The 22,368-nt window shown below is 63.9% G+C and carries 19 protein-coding genes and 1 pseudogene; 16 read left to right on the forward strand and 4 right to left on the reverse strand.

From position 1 onward, the window contains the following. Positions 1–181 precede the first annotated feature (181 nt). The 9 genes from C811_RS13720 (at position 182) to dxr (ending at position 9,349) form a co-directional block, all read left to right on the forward strand. Positions 182–835 (forward strand): amino acid ABC transporter permease, encoded by a 654-nt coding sequence (locus C811_RS13720; RefSeq protein WP_035009160.1) that lies wholly within the window; start codon positions 182–184, stop codon positions 833–835. A 10-nt stretch (positions 836–845) separates the two neighbouring features. Then, positions 846–1,616 (forward strand): amino acid ABC transporter ATP-binding protein, encoded by a 771-nt coding sequence (locus C811_RS13725; RefSeq protein ID WP_016310276.1) that lies wholly within the window; start codon positions 846–848, stop codon positions 1,614–1,616. 9 nt (positions 1,617–1,625) lie between these two features. After that, complete coding sequence (locus tag C811_RS16010; RefSeq protein WP_016310277.1) at positions 1,626–2,606, forward strand: histidine phosphatase family protein; 981 nt, start codon at positions 1,626–1,628, stop codon at positions 2,604–2,606. Between the two features lie 148 nt (positions 2,607–2,754). Beyond that, a complete protein-coding gene (locus tag C811_RS13735) occupies positions 2,755–4,329 on the forward strand; it encodes a S1C family serine protease (protein ID WP_016310278.1) in 1,575 nt (524 codons plus the stop codon). A gap of 196 nt (positions 4,330–4,525) precedes the next feature. Next, complete coding sequence (pyrH, locus tag C811_RS13740) at positions 4,526–5,242, forward strand: UMP kinase (RefSeq protein ID WP_016310279.1); 717 nt, start codon at positions 4,526–4,528, stop codon at positions 5,240–5,242. A gap of 85 nt (positions 5,243–5,327) precedes the next feature. After that, positions 5,328–5,891 (forward strand): ribosome recycling factor, encoded by a 564-nt coding sequence (gene frr / locus C811_RS13745; RefSeq protein ID WP_016310280.1) that lies wholly within the window; start codon positions 5,328–5,330, stop codon positions 5,889–5,891. Between the two features lie 182 nt (positions 5,892–6,073). Then, positions 6,074–6,853, forward strand: a complete 780-nt coding sequence (locus C811_RS13750; RefSeq protein WP_016310281.1) for an undecaprenyl pyrophosphate synthase — start codon at positions 6,074–6,076, stop codon at positions 6,851–6,853. Then, positions 6,854–8,014, forward strand: coding sequence for a phosphatidate cytidylyltransferase (locus C811_RS0104050; protein ID WP_016310282.1), 1,161 nt, complete (start codon positions 6,854–6,856; stop codon positions 8,012–8,014). A gap of 45 nt (positions 8,015–8,059) precedes the next feature. Further along, complete coding sequence (dxr, locus tag C811_RS13755; RefSeq protein ID WP_016310283.1) at positions 8,060–9,349, forward strand: 1-deoxy-D-xylulose-5-phosphate reductoisomerase; 1,290 nt, start codon at positions 8,060–8,062, stop codon at positions 9,347–9,349. Here dxr and C811_RS16015 read toward each other — a convergent pair. Further along, the gene (locus C811_RS16015) at positions 9,285–13,199 is read right to left on the reverse strand and encodes a VaFE repeat-containing surface-anchored protein (protein ID WP_016310284.1); all 3,915 of its coding nucleotides are present in this window, start codon (positions 13,197–13,199) and stop codon (positions 9,285–9,287) included. The genes dxr and C811_RS16015 overlap by 65 nt on opposite strands. A 507-nt stretch (positions 13,200–13,706) precedes the next feature. On the opposite strand from C811_RS16015, the gene C811_RS13765 reads away from it, so the two are divergent. The 7 genes from C811_RS13765 (at position 13,707) to C811_RS13790 (ending at position 20,502) form a co-directional block, all read left to right on the forward strand. Continuing rightward, positions 13,707–14,819: a site-2 protease family protein gene (locus tag C811_RS13765; protein ID WP_016310285.1), complete on the forward strand. Its 1,113-nt coding sequence runs from the start codon at positions 13,707–13,709 to the stop codon at positions 14,817–14,819. A gap of 237 nt (positions 14,820–15,056) precedes the next feature. After that, positions 15,057–16,193 (forward strand): flavodoxin-dependent (E)-4-hydroxy-3-methylbut-2-enyl-diphosphate synthase, encoded by a 1,137-nt coding sequence (gene ispG, locus C811_RS13770; protein ID WP_016310286.1) that lies wholly within the window; start codon positions 15,057–15,059, stop codon positions 16,191–16,193. After that, positions 16,190–17,950 carry a proline--tRNA ligase gene (locus tag C811_RS13775; protein WP_016310287.1) on the forward strand — a complete coding sequence of 587 codons (1,761 nt, stop codon included), beginning with the start codon at positions 16,190–16,192 and terminating at the stop codon, positions 17,948–17,950. The genes ispG and C811_RS13775 overlap by 4 nt, the downstream gene beginning before the upstream one ends. Before the next feature lie 342 nt (positions 17,951–18,292). Further along, a complete protein-coding gene (locus C811_RS13780; protein WP_016310288.1) occupies positions 18,293–18,907 on the forward strand; it encodes a helix-turn-helix transcriptional regulator in 615 nt (204 codons plus the stop codon). A 291-nt stretch (positions 18,908–19,198) separates the two neighbouring features. Continuing rightward, entirely contained in the window at positions 19,199–19,717 is a 519-nt protein-coding gene (locus C811_RS16020; protein ID WP_016310289.1) for a hypothetical protein, read from the forward strand. Positions 19,718–19,894: 177 nt separating this feature from the next. Next, positions 19,895–20,194, forward strand: a complete 300-nt coding sequence (locus C811_RS13785) for a type II toxin-antitoxin system RelB/DinJ family antitoxin (RefSeq protein WP_016310290.1) — start codon at positions 19,895–19,897, stop codon at positions 20,192–20,194. Continuing rightward, positions 20,194–20,502 carry a type II toxin-antitoxin system RelE/ParE family toxin gene (locus C811_RS13790; RefSeq protein ID WP_016310291.1) on the forward strand — a complete coding sequence of 103 codons (309 nt, stop codon included), beginning with the start codon at positions 20,194–20,196 and terminating at the stop codon, positions 20,500–20,502. Before C811_RS13785 ends, C811_RS13790 begins: the two co-directional genes overlap by 1 nt. Positions 20,503–20,603: 101 nt before the next feature. Here C811_RS13790 and C811_RS16025 read toward each other — a convergent pair whose 3' ends face one another. From C811_RS16025 to C811_RS17305, 3 genes and pseudogenes are all read right to left on the reverse strand, one after another. After that, positions 20,604–21,344, reverse strand: coding sequence for an Ig-like domain-containing protein (locus tag C811_RS16025; protein ID WP_016310292.1), 741 nt, complete (start codon positions 21,342–21,344; stop codon positions 20,604–20,606). A gap of 58 nt (positions 21,345–21,402) precedes the next feature. Continuing rightward, on the reverse strand, positions 21,403–21,909 hold the full coding sequence (locus C811_RS17125) for a fibronectin type III domain-containing protein (RefSeq protein ID WP_022926654.1): 507 nt from the start codon (positions 21,907–21,909) through the stop codon (positions 21,403–21,405). A gap of 348 nt (positions 21,910–22,257) precedes the next feature. Then, positions 22,258–22,356, reverse strand: a pseudogene (locus C811_RS17305) (BspA family leucine-rich repeat surface protein); the annotation flags it as partial. Positions 22,357–22,368: the final 12 nt, after the last annotated feature.

Here is a 22,368-nt window from a genome sequence, read left to right on the forward strand (position 1 = left end):
TTCAGCGCAGATCCAGGCACCTGTCGCAACCTCGCTGACTTCCTTGGGCATACCCCGAGAGTCGGGAAAGTAAATGTATAGGGAGGGCGAAGTCCTGACGGGCTTCGCCCTCCGTGGCGCTGGGGTGCGGTATCATGGGCCCCGGGTGTAGGCCGGACGGCTAGAGAGGAAGTGGAGAGGCGTGGAATTTCCCGTTATGATGGGCATTCTCATGGAAGGCTTCGGGCTGACGGCCCAAATCTTCGTCATTACGCTCGTGGGGTCGCTGCCCCTCGGCATTGTGGTGGCCCTGGCCCGCATGAGCCGGTTCAAGCCCTTGGCCTGGCTCGCCCAGCTCTACATTTCCATCCTGCGCGGCACGCCGCTCATGCTGCAGCTCATGGCCATCATGTTCGGCCCCTACTATTTGCTCGGCCTGAACATGGGCAGCGATTGGAAGTTCTGGGCCTGCGCCATCGGCTTCATCCTTAACTATGCGGCTTACTTCGCGGAAATCTACCGCTCGGGCATCCAGTCCATTCCCCGCGGCCAGTACGAGGCGGCCACGGTGCTGGGCTATTCCAAGGCCCAGACCTTCATGAAGATTGTGCTGCCCCAGGTCATCAAGCGCATCCTGCCGGCCATGGGCAACGAGATCATCACCCTGGTGAAGGACACGTCCCTGGCCTTCGTGCTCGGCATCATGGAGATGTTCTCGGCGGCCAAGGCGCTCGCGGCCAGCGAGGTGTCCATGGTGCCCTATGCCATTGCGGCGCTCGTCTACTGGGCGTTCTGTCTCATCATCGAATTCATCCTGAACCGCGTCGAGAAGCGTCTCGACTACTATCACGACTAAGGGGGCGCCCATGACGAACACGGTTGTTGAGCTCGCGCACGCCAAGAAGGCCTTTGGGGATAACGAGGTTCTGAAGGACATTTCGCTCACAGTGAACAAGGGCGACGTGCTGGCGGTCATCGGGCCGTCGGGCGGCGGCAAGTCGACGCTTCTGCGCTGCATGGCGCTGCTGGAGACCCTTGACGCGGGAAGCCTGGCCTACGGCGATCTGGTCGTGTGCTCCGAGGGTGCCGGCGGACGCGCCGTGTACGGAGATGCGGCCACTATCGCCCGGGCGAAGACCCGCTATGGCCTGGTGTTCCAGAACTTCAACCTGTTCCCGCACTATACAGTGCTGCAAAACGTCACCGATGCGCTCATCTGCGTGCAGAAGATGCCGAAGGACGAGGCTCTGGCTCGCGGCCGCGAGCTTTTGGCGCGCATGGGGCTTGCCGGCAAGGAGTCCATGGTGCCCTGTGATCTGTCGGGAGGCCAGCAGCAGCGTGTGGCCATCGCCCGGGCCCTGGCTATGAATCCCGACGTGCTCTTCTTCGACGAGCCCACGAGCGCCCTGGACCCGGAGCTCACGCGCGAGGTGCTGAAAGTCATCCGCGATTTGGCCGCTGAGCATATGACCATGGTCATCGTCACCCACGAGATGGGCTTCGCCCGCGATGTGGCCGACCAGATCATCTTCATGGATGGCGGCGTCATTGTGGAGCAGGGGCCGGCCGACGAGGTTATCGACAATCCCCGGCACGACCGAACCCGGGCCTTCTTGGCGAACTACGATCGCGACTAGCATTGCCCCATGACCGTCACGTTCTATATCACACGTCACGGGGAAACTCAGTTCAACGTCGAGAATCGCGTGCAGGGTTGGTGCGATTCGCCGCTGACGGCCAAGGGTATCTACGATGCCTATAAGTTGGGGCAAGGGCTTGCGGGCGTTGATTTCGTCGGCGCGTGCACAAGCGATGCCGGCCGCGCCAAAGACACGCTCGCCATTGCACTGGAAGCGCGTCTGAACGAGCGCGAGCGTCTGTACCACGGGCTGCCGATACCGAAGGAGCAAGTGCGGGCCGAGGAGGCGTCGGCCCTGCTCGAGGCAGGCATGCTCGGTCACGAGGAGTACGCCGAGGCCGTCATCGGCCTTCTTCGCTCCCGCGGCTGCCTGGCGCCTCGATCCTCCGTTCCCGACAGTGGCGAGGTGGGCTCGGCAGCCGCACGACTGCTTGCCGCCGCAGAGGCGTGGCGACCGCCGATTGACGAGCTGAGCCGCATCGAGTACCCGGCATTCGATGTGGGTGCCCGGGCTTTGGATGGGCACGCGGAGCGTCCTATTCCCGTGCGCTGCGACGAGTCCTTGCGCGAATGGTGCTTCGGCGATTTGGAAGGCGAGTCGTCACGGCGACTGCGGAACCGCTTGTTCGACCTGTTCGGCGATGACATTCCGCGCGAGGATCAAAACGAGCGGCTCAATGAGATAGCCGACTACCTCCATGCGACAGATGCGGCCGGACGCGCCGAGGATTTCGCCGCCATTGCCGCACGGGTGAGGGGCTTTCTCGAAGAGTGCGGCCGGTCGGTTGACCGACGCGGTGGCGGCAACGTGCTCGTGGTGACCCACGCGATGTTCATTCGCGCCCTCGTGTTTCTGTTCGCGCGCGATCGGGTACGCACGCCGGCGAAGATCGCGAACGCCTCGGTGACGAAGGTGCGCTGGGACGACGGCGCGGTAACGGTGGAGGCAATCGGGGATGTGACGCACTTGGGGTCGCGTCGTGGGTGACGGGCGGCTCATCCCCGAGGGGTACACCAATTGGTGTATCTCCGTGACGCAAGCGTGACGATGGGTTGCCAGCATGGTGGATTTGCGCAGGGGCGTGCTAAGGTTTGCGACAGCTCAAAGCACTATCCCCTCTGCAAAGGAGAGACCCATGACTGACATGAACGGCACTCCTGTTCCCGACGGGAGCACCCCCGGGCCGGACCAGCCGACGGCGCCGCAGCCCCTTCAGCCGACGCAGCCGACGGCCCCCGTGCCGCCCCAGAACACCTATCAGCCCTACGGCGGCCAGGCTCAGGCCCATGCTGCGGGTCAGCATGCCTACGGGCAGCAGCCTCCCTATGGCGCTCAGCAGACCTACGAGGCCGAGCCGGTGTCGGTGCACCCGCAGCATGGCGGCCAGAAGAGCTCGGGCGGCAAGACCTTCCTCATTGCCTTCGCAGGCGCGCTTGTGGCCTGCGTGCTTGCCTTCGGGGTATGGGGCGTGGCCAATGCCATGGGCGGCATCGGCAAGACCGAGACTGTGACCGACCCCGTGACCGGCCAGCAGACCGTTATCGCTCCGAGCGAGGATGCCACGCTGGCCGAGACGGTTTCGGCGAAGTGCCTGCCTTCCGTGGTGGCCATCGATGTGTATGCCGCGCCGCAGCAGGGCAGCATGGGCGGTTGGGCCGAGCTGTTCGGCTACGATTACGGCTACGGTACCGATCAGGGCCAGGACGGCCAGGAGCTGGAAATGTTCTCCCAGGGTTCTGGCGTGGTGCTGACCGAGGACGGATACATCATCACCAACAACCATGTGGTGGAAGGCGGCAGCGCCTATAAGGTGACCGTGGGCGGCAACACCTACGACGCCGAGCTGGTGGGCACCGATCCCTCCTCCGACGTGGCTGTGCTGAAGGCCAAGGACGCCAAGGGCCTTACCGTGATGGAGGTGGGCGATTCCGACAACCTCACCATCGGCGAGTGGGTCATGACCCTCGGCTCCCCCTTCGGCCTTGAGCAGTCGGTGGCCACGGGCATCGTGAGCGCCACGAGCCGTTCCCAGATCATGGATGCCCAGGAGTCCGTGCAGTCCGGCGGTTCCGGTGAGATTACCATCTACCCGAACATGATCCAGACCGACGCGGCCATCAACCCCGGTAACTCCGGCGGCGCGCTTGTGGACGCCGAGGGCAAGCTCATCGGCATCAACACGCTCATCACTTCCTATTCCGGCAACTACTCCGGCGTCGGTTTCGCCATTCCCGTGAACTACGCCATCAACCTGGCGCAGCAGATCATCGCCGGTGAGACGCCCACCCATGCGCAGCTCGGCGTGAGCCTGTCCAGCGTGAACGCCCAGTCTGCCAAGCGCTACGGCCTGTCGGTAGACACCGGCGCCTACGTGGCCGGCGTGGCCGAGGGCTCCGGTGCCGCGGCCGCGGGCATCGTGCCCGGCGACATCATCACCGCCTTCGACGGTCAGCCGGTGGAATCGGCCTCCGACCTCATGCTGGATGTGCGTACCAAGAACCCCGGCGATACGGTGACGCTTACGGTGAACTCCGGCGGCCAGAGCAAGGACGTGCAGGTGACGCTCGGCGATGATGCTGCCAGCCAGCAGCAGAAGGCCGAAACCCAGCAGGAGTCCATGGACGAGTTTCAGCAGGGCGGCCGCGGCGGCATGAGCCTCGAGGACATGTTGCGCCTGTACGACCAGCACCAGCAGAAGAACGCTGCGTAAAGCTGGCATCCCAGCCCTTCTTGAGCTCGCGTCTCTCTACCAGCCTCTGATGCAGCTCGGGTAAGACGCGGCCCCCTCCGCTAGTGGAGGGGGCCGTTTGTTTTGTCTGATTTGGCTTGCTGACGCTTTGGCAGGCATACACATCGGGTAATATGTATCCGTTTAGATAGAACCTGCCGACGAAGGGATTGGCTCGATGGCGAACGAATACAAGTACGATCGCGTTCTGCTGAAGTTGTCCGGCGAGGCGCTGGCTGGCGATCTCGGTTACGGAATCGACCCGAAGGTCGTCGATGACCTGGCTGAGGAGATTGCCGAGATCGTGCATGACGGCGTGCAGCTGGCGGTGGTTATCGGCGGCGGCAACATTTTCCGCGGCTTGGCCGGCTCGGCCGAGGGCATGGACCGTGCTCAGGCCGACTACATCGGCATGCTGGCCACGGTGATGAACGCGCTCGCCCTGCAGGATGCCTTCGAGCGCCACGGCATTTTCTCCCGCGTGCAGAGCGCCATCAACATGCAGGAAGTGTCCGAGCCCTACATCCGCCGCCGCGCCGTGCGCCACCTGGAGAAGGGCCGCGTGGTCATTCTGGCTGCCGGCACGGGTAACCCCTACTTCACCACCGACACCACGGCCGCCCTGCGTGCTTGCGAGTTGGACGTGGACTGCGTTATGAAGGCCACCAAGGTGGACGGCGTGTACGACGCCGATCCGAAGACGCACCCCGACGCGCATCGTTTCGACCGCATCAGCTACATGGACGTGCTCAGCCGCGGCCTGAACGTAATGGATGCCACGGCCACGTCGCTGTGCATGGACAACGACGTGCCCATGATCGTGTTCGACCTGACTAAGCCCGGCAACATCAAGGCAGCCCTTCAGGGTGAGCCGGTGGGCACGGTCGTCGAGTAGCATGTGCGGGCGCCGGCGTCGGGCCGGCTTGTTGCTTGTATCCGAGAGCCCGCGGGCTCTGTTCCTAAAGAGGGAGGAAACCCCAATGGCAGATATTGATGAGATTCTCATGGGCGCCGAGGAGCGCATGGAGAAGGCCGTGGCGGCCTTGAAGGACAACTTCGCCGGCGTGCGCACCGGCCGCGCCAACGCCATGGTGCTCGACCGCATCAAGGTGGACTACTACGGCGTGCCCACCCCGGTGAACCAGATGGCCGGTGTGAAGACCCCCGAGGCGCATCTGCTGGTTATCGAGCCCTGGGATAAGGGCGTGCTGCGTGCTATCGAGCAGGCTATCCTGGAGAGCGATCTGGGCGTGACGCCGAACAACGACGGCAACGTCATCCGCCTGCCGTTCCCGAGCCTGACCGAGGAGCGCCGCCGCGATTTGGTGAAGCAGTGCAAGACGTTCGCCGAGGAGGCCCGCGTGGCCGTGCGCAACGCTCGCCGCGATGCGAACTCCGCTGTGGAGAAGGCCGTGAAGAACGACAATCTTCCCGAGGACGAGTCCAAGCGCGCTGAGGCCGAGGTTCAGAAGATGACCGACAAGTTCGTCGCCGAGATCGACGAGGTGCTGAAGAAGAAGGAAGCCGAGGTCATGGAGATCTAATTGGTTCCGCCGTTGCTAACGCAACGACGGGAACGCCGACGCTGCGGTTCCGACAGGCACCCGGCCTTGCGCTTCAGGGCGTGCCTTCGCGGCACGAAGGCCGCTCAGCCGCCCTTCAGCGCAATTCCAGGCACCTGTCGCAACCTCCGCTGGCCTCCTTGGGCGAACCTGCGAGAAATGATATGGTTAAAAGTTTGGATTACATATTCCCGGATCCGCCGGCGGGGCTCGACCCCGCCGCGCTCGATCGCACGCGGGTGCCCGAGTCGGTGGCCGTCATCATGGACGGCAACGGTCGCTGGGCGAAGAAGCGCGCGCTCAATCGCCTGCGCGGCCACAAGGCCGGCATCGAGGCAGTGCGCGAGACCATTCGCTGCGCATCCGATCTGGGTGTGCGGTACTTGACCATCTACTCCTTCTCCACCGAGAACTGGAAGCGGCCCGAAGACGAGGTCGTGGGGCTCATGGATCTGTTCGCCAAGACCATGCTGGCCGAGGTGGACGGGCTCCATGCCGAGGGTGTGCGCGTGCGCACCATCGGCGACCTGTCGCCGTTGCCCGCAGAGACGCGCGAGGCCTTCGACGCCGCATGGGAGAAGACCCGCGACAACGAGGGAATGACCCTGGTGGTGGCCGTGAACTACGGCGGTCGCCAGGAGATCTTGCGGGCCACGGCCGCCTGCATGCGCGAGGCGGCGCTTATGGCCGAGGAGACCGGCGAGGTGCTGGAGCCTACCGAGGAGATGTTCGAGCGCGGGCTGTACACTTGCGGTATGCCCGATCCCGATCTGGTTATTCGCACCTCGGGCGAGATGCGCGTGTCGAATTTCCTGCTGTGGCAGATCGCCTATAGCGAGTTTGTGGTAACCGATACGCTGTGGCCCGATTTCGATCGCTACGAGTTTCTGCGCTGCCTGCTGGAGTACCAGGGGCGCAATCGCCGGTTTGGCGGGGTGGCCTAAATGCGCGGTGGCATCTCGGAAGACGAGAAGAAGAGCCGCGCCCGGGCGGCTCGCGAGCGTCTGCGCCAGAGCGCGCCGCGCCGCAAGCGCTCGGAAGGCTGCGAGAGCAATGAGACAGGCGAGCGCATCGGCTTCGGCCTTCTATCCGAGGAGGACGAGGAGCGCGAGCTGCCGCCTTTGGTGTGCGACCCCGATACAGCGCCCCCCGGACCGCCCTGGCACTACGATTTGACCGACGAGGAGGCCCAGGCGCGCCAGGAGAAGCGCGAGGAGCGCCAGGAGAAGCGCGATCAGCTGAAGCAGAGGGCGCTCGACAAGACGCCCGAGAAGCTGCGCAACCCCTCCGACCTGCAGGTGCGCTTTCGCACCGGCGCGGTGTACACGGCGGTGACCATCGTGTGTGTGCTGGCGGGCAACGTACCTATGCTGCTCATGATCATGGCCGTGGCCGGCATCTGTGCGGGGGAGTTCTTCTACATGCTGCGCTCCGACGCGAAGCTGCCCAACGAGATGCTCGGCATCATCGCGGCGGTGCTGTATCCGCCGAGCGTGTACCTCGGCGGCCTCATCGGCGCCATGCTCGTGAGCCTGGCTCTCTTGCTGGCGTTGCTCGTGTGGTACGTGTTCTGGCTGAAGGCCCGTATCCCCGATGTGGGCGTGAGCTTCTTCGGGGCTGCGTATACGGGGCTTCTGCTGTGCGGTCTCATCGTTATCCGCGCGTCGCTGCCCGCGCCGTGGGGCGGTGTCGTGGTGCTGCTGCTGTTCCTCAGCGTGTGGGCCAACGACGCGTTCGCCTACCTGGTGGGCAGCAAAATCGGTCGCCATAAGCTGGCGCCGCGCACGAGCCCCAAGAAGAGCTGGGAGGGCTTCTTCGCCGGGTTGGTGGGCTCGGTGCTGTTCTGGTGTGCCATTTCCTTTGTGCCGGGGGTGACCATGACGCTTGTGCAGGCGATCGCCTTCGGCGTGGTCGCCGGCTGCATGGGCGTTTTGGGCGATCTGGCCGAGAGCCGCATCAAGCGCAACTCCGGATTCAAGGACTCGGGCACCATCATGCCCGGCCACGGCGGTCTGCTCGATCGGAGCGACTCGCTGTTCCTCACCTCCATTACCGCCGCCATCCTCATGGTGGCTGGCGGCTGCATTCCCTACACCCTCTTCTAGGGCGAGCGGGCGCAGCCCGCTTCCACCGAGCGGAAAGGCATTCTCATGGCTAAGCGTCGCATTGTCGTCTTGGGATCGACGGGATCTATCGGCACCCAGACCTTGGATGTGGTGCGCCGGCATGGCGACCAGCTGGAGATCGTGGGCCTGGCCGTGAACGGAAGCGTGGATGCGCTGCTGGCCCAGGCCCGGGAGTTCGGCGTGCGCCACTTGGCCGTGGGCGATGCCGCCCTTGCCGACGATCCCCGTTGCGATGAGGCCCGCTCGCTTGTATGCCACCTGCTGCAGGCGCCTGAAGACGCGGCTGCGTTCGGGAACGGGGAGGCGAGCGAGCCGACCTTTGGCGTGGGGCCCGAGGCCGTGGCTGCCTTGGCCCAGCTGCCCGAGGCCGACGTGGTGGTGAATGCGCTGGTGGGCGCGGCTGGCTTGCGGGCGAGCTACGATGCGCTGGCTGCCGGCAAGGTGCTGGCGCTTGCCAATAAGGAGTCGCTCGTGGTGGGCGGCGATCTCATCATGCCGCTGGCGGCTGAGGTCGATGCGCAACGTCGGGCTGCGGGCATGGCTCCGGCCACGGGGCCGGCAGGTGCGCTCATGCCCATCGATTCGGAGCATGGGGCCATCTACCAGTGCCTGCTGGGGGAGAATCCCCACGAAGTGGCGAAGCTGTGGGTGACTGCCTCGGGCGGCCCCTTCCGAGGGAAGACCTGCGACGAGTTGACGGCCATCACGCCGGCTCAGGCTTTGGCCCATCCCACCTGGAACATGGGGGCGAAGATCTCCATCGACTCCTCCACGCTCATGAACAAGGGCCTGGAGGTGATCGAGGCGCACCACCTGTTCGCCATGCCCTACGACAAGATCGAGGTGGTGGTGCAGCCCCAAAGCGCCATCCATTCCATGGTGGAGTTCGCCGATGGCTCGGTGAAGGCCCACTTGGGCACAACCGATATGCGCATCCCCATTCAATTCGCCCTCTCCTATCCCGATCGGTGGGAGGCTCCGGTGCCCCCGCTCGATTTCCGCACGCTGGGCACCTTGGAGTTCGCGGCGCCCGACACCGATACCTTCCATTGCCTGGCGCTCGCCCGCCATGCGGGCGAGGTGGGGGGCACCTTGCCCGCAGTGATGAACGCCGCCAATGAAATTGCCGTGGCCTCCTTTCTCGCGGAGCGGATCGGATACTTGGACATTGCGGCCTGCGTCGAGGCTGCCATGGACGCCCACGAACGCGCGGGCGTCCAGGTGGTGGAGTCGCTCGAGCAGCTCGAGGCTATCGACGCGTGGGCCCGCCAGACTGCTCGCGCTTGGTGCGCAGGGCGCGTAGGCCGAGCATAGCGGCGAGGCTCGCCGCAGCCGCCCCGCCTAGGCCGAGGAGCAGGATGCCCAGCACGTCACCGGTTTGGGCGAGCGGGCGCACGAGCGAGGTGGTACGCTCGCGCTCGGCGGGGACGCTCGGTTCGACGTCCTCCTCCTCGGCCGGTTCGTCGTCGGGCTCGGGTGCCTCAGGCGTCTCGGGCTCCTCGTAGCTGCCGGTCGGCGGCAGTGGGAAGTCGGGGTGTCCGTAGGTGACCGTCTGCCCCTCGTCTTCGATATCGGCATGGGCGGCTACTTCCACCTCGTTGTGGTACAGCGTTTCGAAGACGACGAGGCTTGCGCCCTCTAGATTCAGGCCGGGGATCGTGATCTCCATATCTACGGAGCCGCTTGGCTCTTCGGGCGTGAAGACGTGCTCGACCGAGACGGGTTGCCCTTCGACAGCGAACGGCTCGCCGGTAGTCTTGTCCATGAGCACAGCGACCATACGGTACTCGAAGCCGGGGGTCAGTCCCTGGTAGGTGACGGTGTCGATGATGGTTACCTCTTCCGCCGGCACACCCTCGTGGGTGCCGCTCACGCTGTCCTTGGCAAGCGTTTCGATGGCGATGGGGTTGACGGTGACCGTCTGTCGCAGATCGTTGATGTCGCGATGCGCGGCTTCCTCCACATCCCCGCGCCAGAGGGTCTCGAAGACAACCAGCTCGGTGGCTTCGGCAACCTCCGAAGCGTCGAAGGCAAGCGGTACGTTTACGTAGCCGTGGTCGTCTTCGGGGCTGAACTCCACCGTGTTGGCGACTGGTTCGCCCCGGGAGAGGAACGGCTCGCCGGTGGCCTTGTCCATGAGCACGGCGTCGAGCCGATAGGTCGCACCCGGCTCCAGGCCCGAGTAGGTGACGCGGTCGATGATGGCCGTCTCACTGTCGGCGTTGATGTCGGCATCGTACCGGTTGCCCGAGACGCCGTCGTAGGCATCGGTGGCGATGACGGGCTTGCCGACAATGGAGTTGTTCAACGTACCCAGGTCGATGGTGATCTTGTCATCGGTATCGCCAACGACGATCTCGTCGCGGATCATCTGGAAGATGGCGTTGGCGGGGCAGCGCAGCTCTTCCAGCTCGTAGGTGTCGAAGGGCAGCGCTCCCATGCCGTCGTTTACCGCCACGGGCGTTCCGTCGGCATGCAGACCGAACCAGACGCCGGCGCTTGCATCGAGCGCATCGGTGTCGAGGGTAAGCGGCATGCGGAAGCTGCCGTCCTCGGCGCGGAACTGAGCATCGTTGCCGTTGGTGTTTGCCGAATGGGGGCGTGCGACCGTCGACTCCGTCGAGGCGAGACCGTTCTTGTCGGTGACGATGACGTGCCACTCGCCGGTGGTCTTGGAAGTGAGCTTGAAGGGGATGCCCGCCAGCTTGGAGCCGCCGTCGACGCGCTTGAGGAACTTCATGTCCGACCGCATGACCTGGTCGGTGATGCGGTCGCCGCCTTCTTCGGCGTTAAAGGAGCTCACGGTCTCGCTCGTGCCTCCGTCGTCGCTGATGTGACGCACGTGCAGCGTCTCGTCTAGACGGTAGCCTTCGGGGGCCTTGACCTCCTGGATGGTGTAGGTGCCCAGCGGCATCGAGAGACGTCCGTCGCTCAGCTTGTAGAAATCGGGGCCACTGACCTTGTAGGGCAGCTCCGTCTGCTTGCCGGATGCGTCGACATGCACGAAGCTCCCCTCGGCGTTTGCGAGCGAGAAGGCGCCCGTATCATCGGTGCGTACCACCCAGCTGGCTCGAGGCGTGCGCTGGGCTACGGCATCGGCGGAGGCGCCCTCTACATCGTAGTAGTTGATGCGATAGTGGGCATCGCCCAAGGTGGCGCCGCCCTGGGCCGCTGCATCGCCGGACTGGGCGTCCTTCTTTTGGAGGAGGATGTCGATGGGGTTCAGCCTGGCCGGATCGAAGACGGCATTGCCGCCCACGCGCGTCACCTTGCCCGCCGCGACGGTAACCGGGTAAATGGTCGGGTCGGTGCCGTAGCCCTTGAGGGGGCGCTTCGTCTCCTTCACCCAGTAGGAGCCGAGCGGCATCTGATCGAGGCGTCCGTAGCCGTCGCCGTTCTCGTCAAGTGCCGTGGTTAGGGTGTCGTAGAGCGCGGTGCAGCCAGCGTCCGTGTAGACGCCATAGGTGGCGCCTTCCAGGCGATAGCACGGGTTGTTCGCGGTAAGCGCGGGGTTGTTGGATAGCTTGAGCAAGTCAATGGAGCCGGTCTGCGGCTCATCGGCGAAGGTGATCATGTGGGGCTTCTCCTTGTCGGAGGACGGATCGATGGATACCGGCTCGATGGCGTTGCTCAGGTGATAGCCCTTCGGTGCGAACAGCTCGACGACGTGGTAGTTGCCGGCGTCGATGCCCTCGACCACGGCGCTCGAGCCATCCTCCTTCGTCGTGAAGACGAAGCTCGCGTTCTCGCGGGCCCAGTTGCGGGCGTCGCGCCAGGTTTCCCATGCGCCTTCCTGAGCCTGGGTGAGCGCCGCCTGGGCCTCGCTTTTCTTGGCGAAAGCCGCGAAGACGGCGTTTTTGAACGAGTAGCGATCGTTGCCCGCGGTCAGGGTCGGGTTGGTCGATTCCTTGGTCAGCTGGGCGGCGCCGGTGTCGGGGGGTGCCACGAGCAGGTATCCCACGACGTCCTGAAAGGTCTGGCCGGTGGTGGCGGACTTGGCATCGAATTTGTAGTAGAACTTGCACCAGCCCTCGTACTTCGACTGAGAACCGCGGTAGGTGCCCTTGTACACAATGTAGTTGTCACCGCTGTGGTTTGCCATAAGGGGGCCGCTGCCGTTGGTGACGCCGGCTGAGCCGCAGGTGGCATGGGCCAGCGCCTTGTTTGTCGGAGCCTCCCCCGGGCCGTAGCCGGGATCCTGGTAGGTGCCCCCGCGGGTGAGGTAGCGATCGCGGTAGGTGTCCCCGCTACGCGAGATGGCGAAGTCGGTCTCATCGCCGAGCCGTGCGGCCAAAGTCTCGGCGAAGAATGCCTCCACATCGGCGTCGTAGGAGCTGTGCGAGGTCTTCAGCACGCTGTCCTTCCACTCGGTACCCGTGGAGGTGCCGTTCTTGTAGTCCTGATGGGTGCCGAAGAACGCGCCAAAGCCGTAGGAGCCCAGCATATCGCTGGGAAAGCCATAGGCATGCTGCTTGTTGCGCTGGTCGACGTCGAAGTTCTCGAGACGGGTGTACTCGTTGAGCTGGTAGCGCTTATCCGACTCCCCGGGGAACACTGCTGCGCGGAGGGCCTTCAGGGGGCCGTTGCCGCTACGGGCAGCTTCGCTCACCACGTCTTCCACATCGGAGCGGAAGGTGATATCCGCACCGTGGAAGTCGACGGTCAGGTCGCTTGTGTCGAGGTCGGCGGTCACGTAGTGCTCATAGGCGGGATGTACAGGGGAGAGCTCGAAGACGATGCCGAGGGTATCGAGGTTCTCCTGATAGCCGGCCGGCACGGTGACGATGCCCGTGGCGGCATCATAGGAGCATTCCTCGGTGATGTCTCGCTGCTTGTTGCCGAACGTGGCGTAATGCTCGTAGACGGCAAACGACAGGCATTCGTCGAAGGAAAGCTGGTCGGGGTCGGTGTTGACCTTCACGTAGAGGGCATCGCCCCGCTCGACATAGCCGGCTTGGTAGGTGGCGAAGTCGATGGTCTCATAGGCTGCGTCCTTGAAATGGAGCGTGACCGCAACCGTGCCGCTTGTGGCCGGCGCTGCGACCGCCGGCGTCGGCTGCATGGTAAGGGGCAGAAGCCCGAAAGTGAGCAAAAACGCGATAATCATGCTCAGGAGGTGGCGGCCGGCTGCTGGCCGCGCGGGGGCTGGACGGTGGTCATCCACGAGAATCTCCTCTCTGCGCGGGCCAACAAGCCGCGCGGAACGGGTGCAAGGGGTCAGGTCTTTGGCTGCAGGCAGTGACGTCCAAATCTCGCAGGGCTTTTCGCTATCAAAAGGGTTGGCGTATGGCAGCCAAAGCACCTGACGCTTGGTACCGTAGAGCCGCAGAACCGTGAAACGATATCGAGACCTTCCCGTTTTCCGCCGTCTGAGAACCGCCTGAGAACCGTCGAGAAACCGTCCCCGAACCGTCTGAGGCCCGCCACGCGACCGCCCCCGAACCGCAACAGCGCCCCGCCTCCGAGCGCCGAGGAAGTAGATGGGACGATTTTGTCTCAGCTAAAATATCCGAGCCTGTGAAGAGGCGGTTGTGACCTTGTAGTTATTTCGCGAGCGCGCGACTGCGGAAGATTCCCCTTGGGGCTTCCTCTCTATAATGGGCGACGAACGAAACGGCCCCGTGTACGGCGGCCTTCTCTTACCTGAAGCAAAGCAAAAGGAGCAAACGCAGTGGATATTCTCATCATGCTCGTCTGCGGCGTCATTACCATCGGCCTGCTCGTGTTCATCCACGAGGGCGGCCATTTTCTCGCCGCTCGCGCCTTCGGGGTGCGCGTGACCGAGTTCATGCTCGGCCTGCCCGGCCCCTCGGTGGGCTTCACCCGCGGCGAGACCCGCTTCGGCGTGACGGCGGTGCCGCTCGGCGGCTACGCGAAGGTGTGCGGCATGGAGGCCGGCCCCTTGCAGCCCCATCTTCAGGAGGTGCTCGCATCGCTGTACCGCCGCGGCACGGCGAACATGGAGGACGTGGCCCGCGACTGCGGCATCTCCACTGATGCGACCTACGAGGCCCTCGAGGAACTCGTGGAATGGGGCAGCGTCATCGCGCCGCAGAAGTCCGACCAGTTCAACACCTACCGCGCCCCGCGCGTGGCCCCCACCAAGCGCCAGATGAAGCGGGCCGCGAAGGCGGGCAAGGGCGAGCTTCCCTCCTACGAGCTGGGCGAGGCGCGGCCGGTGGACGACCCGCGTGCCCTGTACGAGAGCGAGTACCGCCAGCAGTACCGCTCGCTGCCTTTCTGGAAGCGCTCGGTCATCCTTTTGGCGGGCATCGCCGTGAACCTGCTGTTCGCCATGCTCGTGTTCGTACTGGTGTTCTCGGTCATCGGCTTTCAGGTGGCCCACCCCGACACCGGCGAGATCGTGACCATCCACGCCTCGGTGCTCCAGGCGCTGCAGGCGGGCTTCTCCTACATCGGCATGGTGGTGCAGGCGGTCATCGGCCTGTTCAACCCGGCCACGGCGGCCCAGACGGTGTCGGATTCCACCTCCATCGTGGGCATCGCCGTCATGTCGAAGGACTATTTCCAGGCCGGTCTCATCGAGGCGCTCGAGTTCATGGCCATGATCTCGGTGTCGCTCGGCATCATGAACCTGCTGCCGATCCCGCCGCTCGACGGCGGTCGCTTCGTGGTGGAGCTCTTCCAGAAGGGCACCCGCAAGACGGTGTCGCAGAAGGCCATGAACTATATGTCCATGGCGGGCATGGCGCTGTTCCTCGGGTTCTTCGTCATCATGCTGAACCAGGACATCCAGCGCTTCGTCTTCGGCAACTGGGGGTAGGCGGCGCTCCGTCCTGGCGGGACGAGCGGGCGGCCCGACGGTGCGGGGGTGGCAAGGAGCCCCTCGAAGAGGCCGGCCGAAGCATACGGGCGAGGCTGGGGCGTTCAGCACCTGCGCCACTGCATGCGTCTTGCGCGAACGTTCCCCCACGATGAGAAATTCTACGCACTGCGTAGAGAATCGCGATGTCGTCCCTGCTCTATAATGGAACGACCCGTTTCGTTCTAAGGAACATCTATGACCAACGAATTGAAGCCCCGCGAGCGCACGGACGCTGCTGCAGATGCGTCGGCATCATCCCGCACCCCCGGCGTGCTCAAGCCCCACGAGCGCACGCGTTGCGTGATGGTGGGCAACGTGCCCGTGGGCGGCGGGGCTCCGGTGGCGGTGCAGAGCATGCTGAACGCTCCGGCCGACGACGTGGCGGCCAACCTCGCGCAGATAGAGGCGCTGGCAGAAGCCGGCTGTGAGATCGTGCGCATGGCCATCCCGCGCCGCAACTGCCTGGACGCTTTCGAGGCCGTGTGCGCCGCGTCGCCTTTGCCTGTGGTGGCCGATATCCACTTCGACGCGCGCATCGCCATCGAGGCGGCTCGGCGCGGGGCGGCGAAGCTGCGCATCAATCCCGGCAACATCGGCGGCCTGGAGGCCACGCGCGAGGTGATCGCCGCGGCCCGTGCGGCGGGCATCCCCATTCGCATCGGGGTGAACGCCGGATCGCTCGATGATGCGCTCGCGGCTCGCGACGACCTCACGCTGCCCGAGAAGCTGGTAGCTTCGGCAGTCGAGTACGTGCGCTTCTTCGAAGACGAGTGCGACTTCCGCGACATCGTGGTATCGGCCAAGGCCCACGACGTGCAGACCACCATCGACACGTACCGCTTGCTGGCCTCTGCGTTGCCGCAGGTGCCGCTGCACATCGGCGTCACCGAGGCGGGCACGGCCTTCCAGGGCATCATCAAAAGCGCCTGCGGCCTGGGGGTTCTTCTGGAAGAGGGCATCGGCGACACCATGCGCATCTCGCTCACCGACGACCCGGTGGTGGAGGTGCGGGCCTGCTGGACGCTGCTGGGCTCGCTCGATCTGCGCCGCCGCGCGCCCGAGCTCATCAGCTGCCCTACCTGCGGCCGTTGCCAGGTGAACCTCATCGGCCTGGCGCGCGAGGTGGAAGAGCGCTTGGCGAACGTGCAAAAGCCGGTGAAGGTGGCCGTCATGGGGTGCGTGGTGAACGGCCCCGGCGAGGCCGCCGATGCTGATATTGGGGTGGCTTGCGGCGCAGGGTCGGGCGTGGTTTTCTCCCATGGTAAAATCGTTCGAAAAGTTCCCGAGTCAGATATCGTGACCGCCCTTATGGAAGAGTTGGAGACCCTATGAACCAGATTCTGCACATGAGCAACCTGTACGCTCCCACCCTGAAGGAAGATCCGTCGGACGCCGACATCGCCAGCGCGCGCCTGCTTCTGCGCGCGGGCATGCTGCGCAAGACCGCCTCGGGCGTGTACACGTTCTTGCCGCTGGGCTGGCGCGTGCTCCACAAGATCGAGGATATCGTGCGCGAGGAAATGGACGCCGCCGGTGCCCAGGAGATTCTCATGCCGGCCCTGCAACCGGCGAAGCTGTGGCACGAGAGCGGCCGCTGGGACGATTACGGCCCGGAGCTCATGCGTCTGACCGACCGCCACGACAACGAGTTCTGCCTCGGGCCCACCCATGAGGAGCTCATCGTGGACTTGGTGCGCAACGAGCTGCGCTCCTACAAGGAGCTGCCGGTGAACCTGTACCAGATCCAGACGAAGTACCGCGATGAGATTCGCCCCCGCTTCGGCCTTCTGCGCTCCCGCGAGTTCATCATGAAGGACGCCTACAGCTTCAACGCCTCTCAGGAATCGGTGCAGGAAACCTACGACGCCATGGGCGAGGCCTACAAGAAGATCTGCGACCGCTGTGGTTTGGAGTGGCGCGAGGTGGAGGCCGACGGCGGCCAGATCGGCGGCAGCGTGACCGCCGAGTTCATGGCCCTGGCGGAATCGGGCGAGGCCGAGCTGGTGTACTGCTCCTGCGGCTATGCCGCCGATGCCGAGGCTGGTGCCTGCCTGGCCCGCCCCACGCTGTACGAGGTGGATGCCATGGAGAAGATTGCCACGCCCGGCGTGCACACCATCGCCGAGCTGGCCGCGTTCTTGGACATCCCCGAGTCCTCCACGGTGAAGGCCCTTTCGGGCAAGGACGCCGAGGGCAATCTCGTGTGCCTGTTCATCCCCGGCGATCACGAGTTGAACGAGCTGAAGATCGAGGGCGTGGTGCCCGGATTTGCGCTGCTGACCGATGAGGAGATGAAGGATTTCGGTCTGTGCAAGGGTTCCATGGGCCCGGTGGGGCTGCCCGAGAGCGCGCGTGTTATCGCGTGCGCGAGCCTGCAGGCGGTGCCCCAGTGGGTGGTTGGCGCCAACGAGGACGGCTTCCACTATGTGGGCGCTCGCCTCGGCCAGGACTTCTCGGTGGACGAGTGGGCCGACCTGTCTGCGGTCAAGCCCGGTGATGGCTGCCCCGAGTGCGGGCTGCCCCTCGATGGGGCCCGCGGCATCGAGGTGGCCCAGATCTTCCAGCTGGGCGACAAGTACTCCCGCGCCATGGGCGCCACGTTCATGGACGAGGAGGGCAACGAGGTTCCCTTCTTCATGGGCTGCTACGGCGTAGGCATTTCCCGCACCCTGGCCGCCATCGTGGAGCAGCACAACGACGAACACGGCATTATGTGGCCTCCGTCGGTGGCTCCGGCCCAGGTGTGCGTGGTGCCGCTGACCGTGGGTGACGACGAGGTGCAGCCCATGGCCGAGAAGATCGCGCGAGATTTGGCCGAGATCGGCTTCGAGGTGGTCGTCGACGACCGCGACGAGCGCGCCGGTGTGAAGTTCAACGACGCCGACCTCATCGGCTGGCCCGTGCAGATTGTCGTGGGCAAACGCGGCCTGAAGGAGAACAAGGTGGAGGTGAAGCTGCGCCGCACCGGCGAGAAGAAGGACGTGTCGCTGGATACGTTGGCCGAACTCATGGGCTTCGCCCGCCGCTCTATGCGCAACAACACGCGCGCCGGCGCCGGCTACGGCAGCTTCGACGCTATCTTCGGCTAGTATATTCCGTCGTTGCTCACGCAACGACGGGAACGCCGATGCTGCGGATCCGACAGGCACCTGGCCTTGCCATTCAGCGCTTTCCCTCACAGCCCTTAGGCTGCTCGGCCGCGCTTCAAGGCAACTCCAGGCACCGGTCGGATCCTCGCTGACTTCCTTGGGCGCATTCCGTGACGACTTACCCTATCGCTATAAGTCATAAGTCGGTTCGGAAAACACCAGTTCAGAACCCCTGTCAAAGACTTTTGGCAGGGGTTTTTCATTAGATGAGGGGCCATGTCAAAGAGTTTTGGTGGTAGGGTGGCACCCGTCATGTCACTCTGATTGCGAAAGGACGGAACAGTGGAGCTGAAGGAATCGTTGAAGGAGCATCGGGCCCGCCTCGGTCTGTCTCAGGAAGAATTGGCGGAGCGCATTTTCGTGTCGCGCCAGACCATATCGAACTGGGAGACCGACCGAACCTATCCCGATGTGCAGAGCCTTCTATTGCTAAGCGAGCTGTTCGAGACGTCCATCGACGAACTCGTGAAAGGAGACGTGGCAACTATGGAGAAGACCATCAAGGAAACCTGGAAGACGATGCAGAATTGGGCGCTGGCCGCCTGGGGCTTGGTGGCCGTAGGATTCATCTGCCTGATTGTGGGATTCCTGCTGCCGACGGGCCCCTCGTCGCTGGCAGCCAACTGCACCGAGGGCGAGGTGCTGGGCATCGTGCTGTTCGTGGCCTTCTGGGTCATGGGCCTTATCGTTATCAACAAGGTAGAGGTCATGAAGAAGCAGAACGACCTGGTGACCTACCGGGAGATTGTCGCTTTTTCCAAGGGCGAGGACATAGAGGCTGACGAGCAGGCGTTCAGCCGCCGTCACCCGGCGCTTTCCAACGGCCTGAAGCTGTCGGTGAGTGCGATTTCAGGCTTCGTGGTGATGTATGTGGTGATGAAGATGTTTGTGGGCTAGGTGGTTGCCGGGCGCCTGTTGCGGTGCGGCGAGGCGGCCGAGGCCCGTTGCCGGCGCAGAGCCGCACGCCGCTGCCTGCGGCTCGGCCAAGGGGCACCGCGCCTTTCTTGGGCGCATCTGCGGCCCCGTGTCGCCGCCCGCGACGCGGCTGGGGCGAACGGCCAGTGAATATGACCGAGGCAATCATCTTCTGACGGGGTGGTAACGCTGTCGGCCTTTGGGGTGCGGGGCCTGCGGAGGATCGTATAGTGGAAGGTGCGAAACCGCCACCGAGATAAGGGAGGCCCGATCATGACAACGATTGCCGACGGACTGAAGGATGTGTTCCTGGCCGGTGTGGGCGCCATGGCCCTGGGGGCTGAAAAGACCCAGGAGCTGGTAGAGCAGCTCATCGCCAAGGGCGAGATCACCGTGGAGCAGGGCAAGGAGATCAACTCCGAGGTGCTGAAGCGGGCTCAGGCGAAAGCGCAGCAGGCGGGCCGGCAGGCCCACGAGGCCGCTAGCGAGGCCCAGCGCCAGGCGAAGGCCGCGGCCAGCCAGGCCGAAGAGCGTGCGAAGACCGCCGCTTCCCTGGCGAAGGAGGACGCCGAGTCCGCCGTGTCCTGGGGCCGCTCTCAGGCCGAGATGGCCGCCGACGCTGCCAAAAAGGCCGCCGACGCCGCCCAGCAAGATGCCGCCAGCTTCGCCGACGCCCTGAAGCACGATGTGCTGGAGGCCCAGATGGCCATGATGACCCCCGAGCAGCGCGTCGAGTTCGCCAAGAAGGCCGCCGAGATCGCCGCCCGCGACGATACGGGGGCCGCTGAGTAGATTCATGGGAGGCAGAGAGCTTTCGTGGAGCACCTGCAGTAATCGTCGGAATAGTCAGACAAAAACGGGAACTATTGTTCTGCGCGCTATAGAATTTCATTATGCAATCAATAGACATCATAATGATGCGATCTGCTATACTTTTAACTATAATCCAGCGTTCTGAGGGAGCCAGCCATGTCTACGATTGCGAAGTCCACAACGATCCGTATCGAAGATGATCTGAAGAGCCAGGCGACGGCCATCTTAGACTCCATCGGCCTGAGCTTCAATTCCTACGTGCAGCTGGCCACGCGCCAGCTGGTGAACCAACGCCGCATCCCCTTCGACCTAATGGCCCCCGCCGAGGTGCCCAACGAGATAACCTACCGTGCTCTTGTAGAGGCCGAGGCGAAGGCGCTCGGCCTCATTCCTGACGACGCCCCCGCGTTTGTTCGCGCCGACGACATGATGGCGTTCCTCGAAGGCGATCGCTGATGTTCGAGATTCGGGTCGAGCCTGCGTTTCAGGCAGATTATCAGCGAGTAATGCGACGGCACCCGCAGCTTCGTGCCGAGTTCAAGGCGGCGGTTGAAGAGCTGATCGTGCATGGGCGGGTGCCGGCGTCGTATCGTCCCCATATTTTGGATAATCCAGGCGGTAACTACAACGCCTATTGGGATTTTCACCTGGCAGATGGTCTCGTGGATGTAGTGGTGCTCTATATGCCCCACAAAACGAATCCGATTATTCGGTTGGTCCGCATGGGGTCCCACGACGAGCTGTTTCAGGGGCCACTGCTGTAATTGCTCGGGTCGAGTGTTCCGCGGGTGATGTGATGCAGTTTGCGCCTCGCAACAGAAAGGGCGCCGCAATCGCAGCGCCCTTAAAGTGATTGAAGGCGTTTCTAGAGCCATTTCACGTACTTGCGCAGGTTGGCGGGGACGTCGCTCGACTTGAGTTTATCCATACTGCTGCTTCCGCTGTATCCGAGGTAGCCTTTGCCATATCGGTTCTCCAGAATCCTGTGGTCGTCGTCGTAATAGTAGTACGTGCTCTTATCCACGCGCACGCGGTAGCCTGGGCGCTTTTCGGACGAGCCCGGTGAGGTCTTCGTGCGGGTGAGCGCGATTTTCGCCTTGGTCACGTTGGAGGTGCTGGCGACGAACGTGCCGCTGCTGTCGTCGAAATGGGCGAGGAAGAGGTAGGCCTTTCCGTCCTTGATGTACATGTAGTGGCCGCCCGAGCTCCAAGTGTGCCACCACCCGTTCAAGCTGCGCTTCGCCTTCTGGGCCTTAGTGAGGCCCTTCACGGTCACCTTGCAGGTGAGTTTCTTCTTGCCCACCTTGGCGGTGATGGTGGCCTTGCCGGCCTTCTTGGCCGTCACCTTGCCGGTTTTCGACACGGTGGCGACCTTCTTGTTCGAGGAGGTCCACTTCACCTTGGCCTTGCCGGCGTTCTTCACCTTGAGAGTGAAAGTCTTTCCCTTTAGCACGGTCTTGCTGGTAGCGCTTAGCTTCGGAGCCTTTTTGGCGGCTGCGTAGGCATTGCTCGGCGATAGGGCCAAAAGCCCCGTCGCGAGGAGCGTCGCTGTTAGCCATGCGATGAGGGCGGTGCGCGCCCAGCGCTTAGCGGTGATTTCGTGCATGATCATCCTCTCCCTGCCTTGTTAAAACGGGCGCAGCCCAGTGCCGCGCCCGATCATACTACTTCTTGGTCTTCACCGCCTTGGCCTTCGACCAGGCGGAGTAGTAGTACTTGCCGCCCACTTTCTTGTAGGCGCAGACGCGCACGTAGTACTTCTTGCCGCCCTTCAGCTTGGACACCTTCAGCGACGTCGTCTTGTTCTTCTTGACGAGCTTGGACTTCACGGCCTTTTTGAACTTCTTGTCCGTGGACCACTGCACCTTGTAGCCGGTGGTCTGCTTCAGGTTCGCCTTCGAGGGCTTCTTCCAGGCGACCGTGAACCCGCGCTTGGCGGCCTTCGTCTTGCTGACCGAGGTGGCCTTGGGGAGGATCTTGAACGCGGCGGTCTTCGTGCCGGTGTAGGCGCCCTTGCCCTTGACCGTCACCTTGTAGGAGCCGACCGCCTTGCCTCCCTTGCAGCTGACGGTGTAGTCGCGCCCGGAGACGAGCTTCTTGCCGCCGACCTTCACGGTGACCGAGGTGGGCTTGAGTGTCTTGCCCGTGTAGGCCTTGGATTTGACGGTCACCTGGGCCTTGGCGAGGGAGACGGGGGCAGCTTTGGCGGGGGCTGAGGGAGCCGCCGCGGCGCTCCCCCCGGAATTGCTCGGAGCGGTCGGCGGCTGCGCTGTGCCCCCTCCTGGATTGGTCGAGCTGGTCGGGGGCTGGGGCGCGGGGGAAGATGCCTTGTCCGAGAAGTATCCGGGCTGCCCAGGAGCGTCGATTCGCGCATAGGAGGCGTCTGTGTGGGAATCGCTGTACTTGGTGCCATTGCCTCCTCGCAGGCTCAGACATCCGCTAAAAGCGTTATCGCCGCATGATTCTTCGAGTGCGGTAGTGTACTTGCCTGTCGCATAGATAGTTTCGAGTAGCGAGCACCTAGAGAACATACTCCTCATATCCGTGACGGACGAGGTGTCGAACGAGCCGAGGTCGAGGGACGTTAGCGATTGGCACCTATCGAACATAAAACTCATATCCGTGACGGA

This window comes from Adlercreutzia caecimuris B7 (genome assembly GCF_000403355.2).
GTDB lineage: Bacteria > Actinomycetota > Coriobacteriia > Coriobacteriales > Eggerthellaceae > Adlercreutzia > Adlercreutzia caecimuris.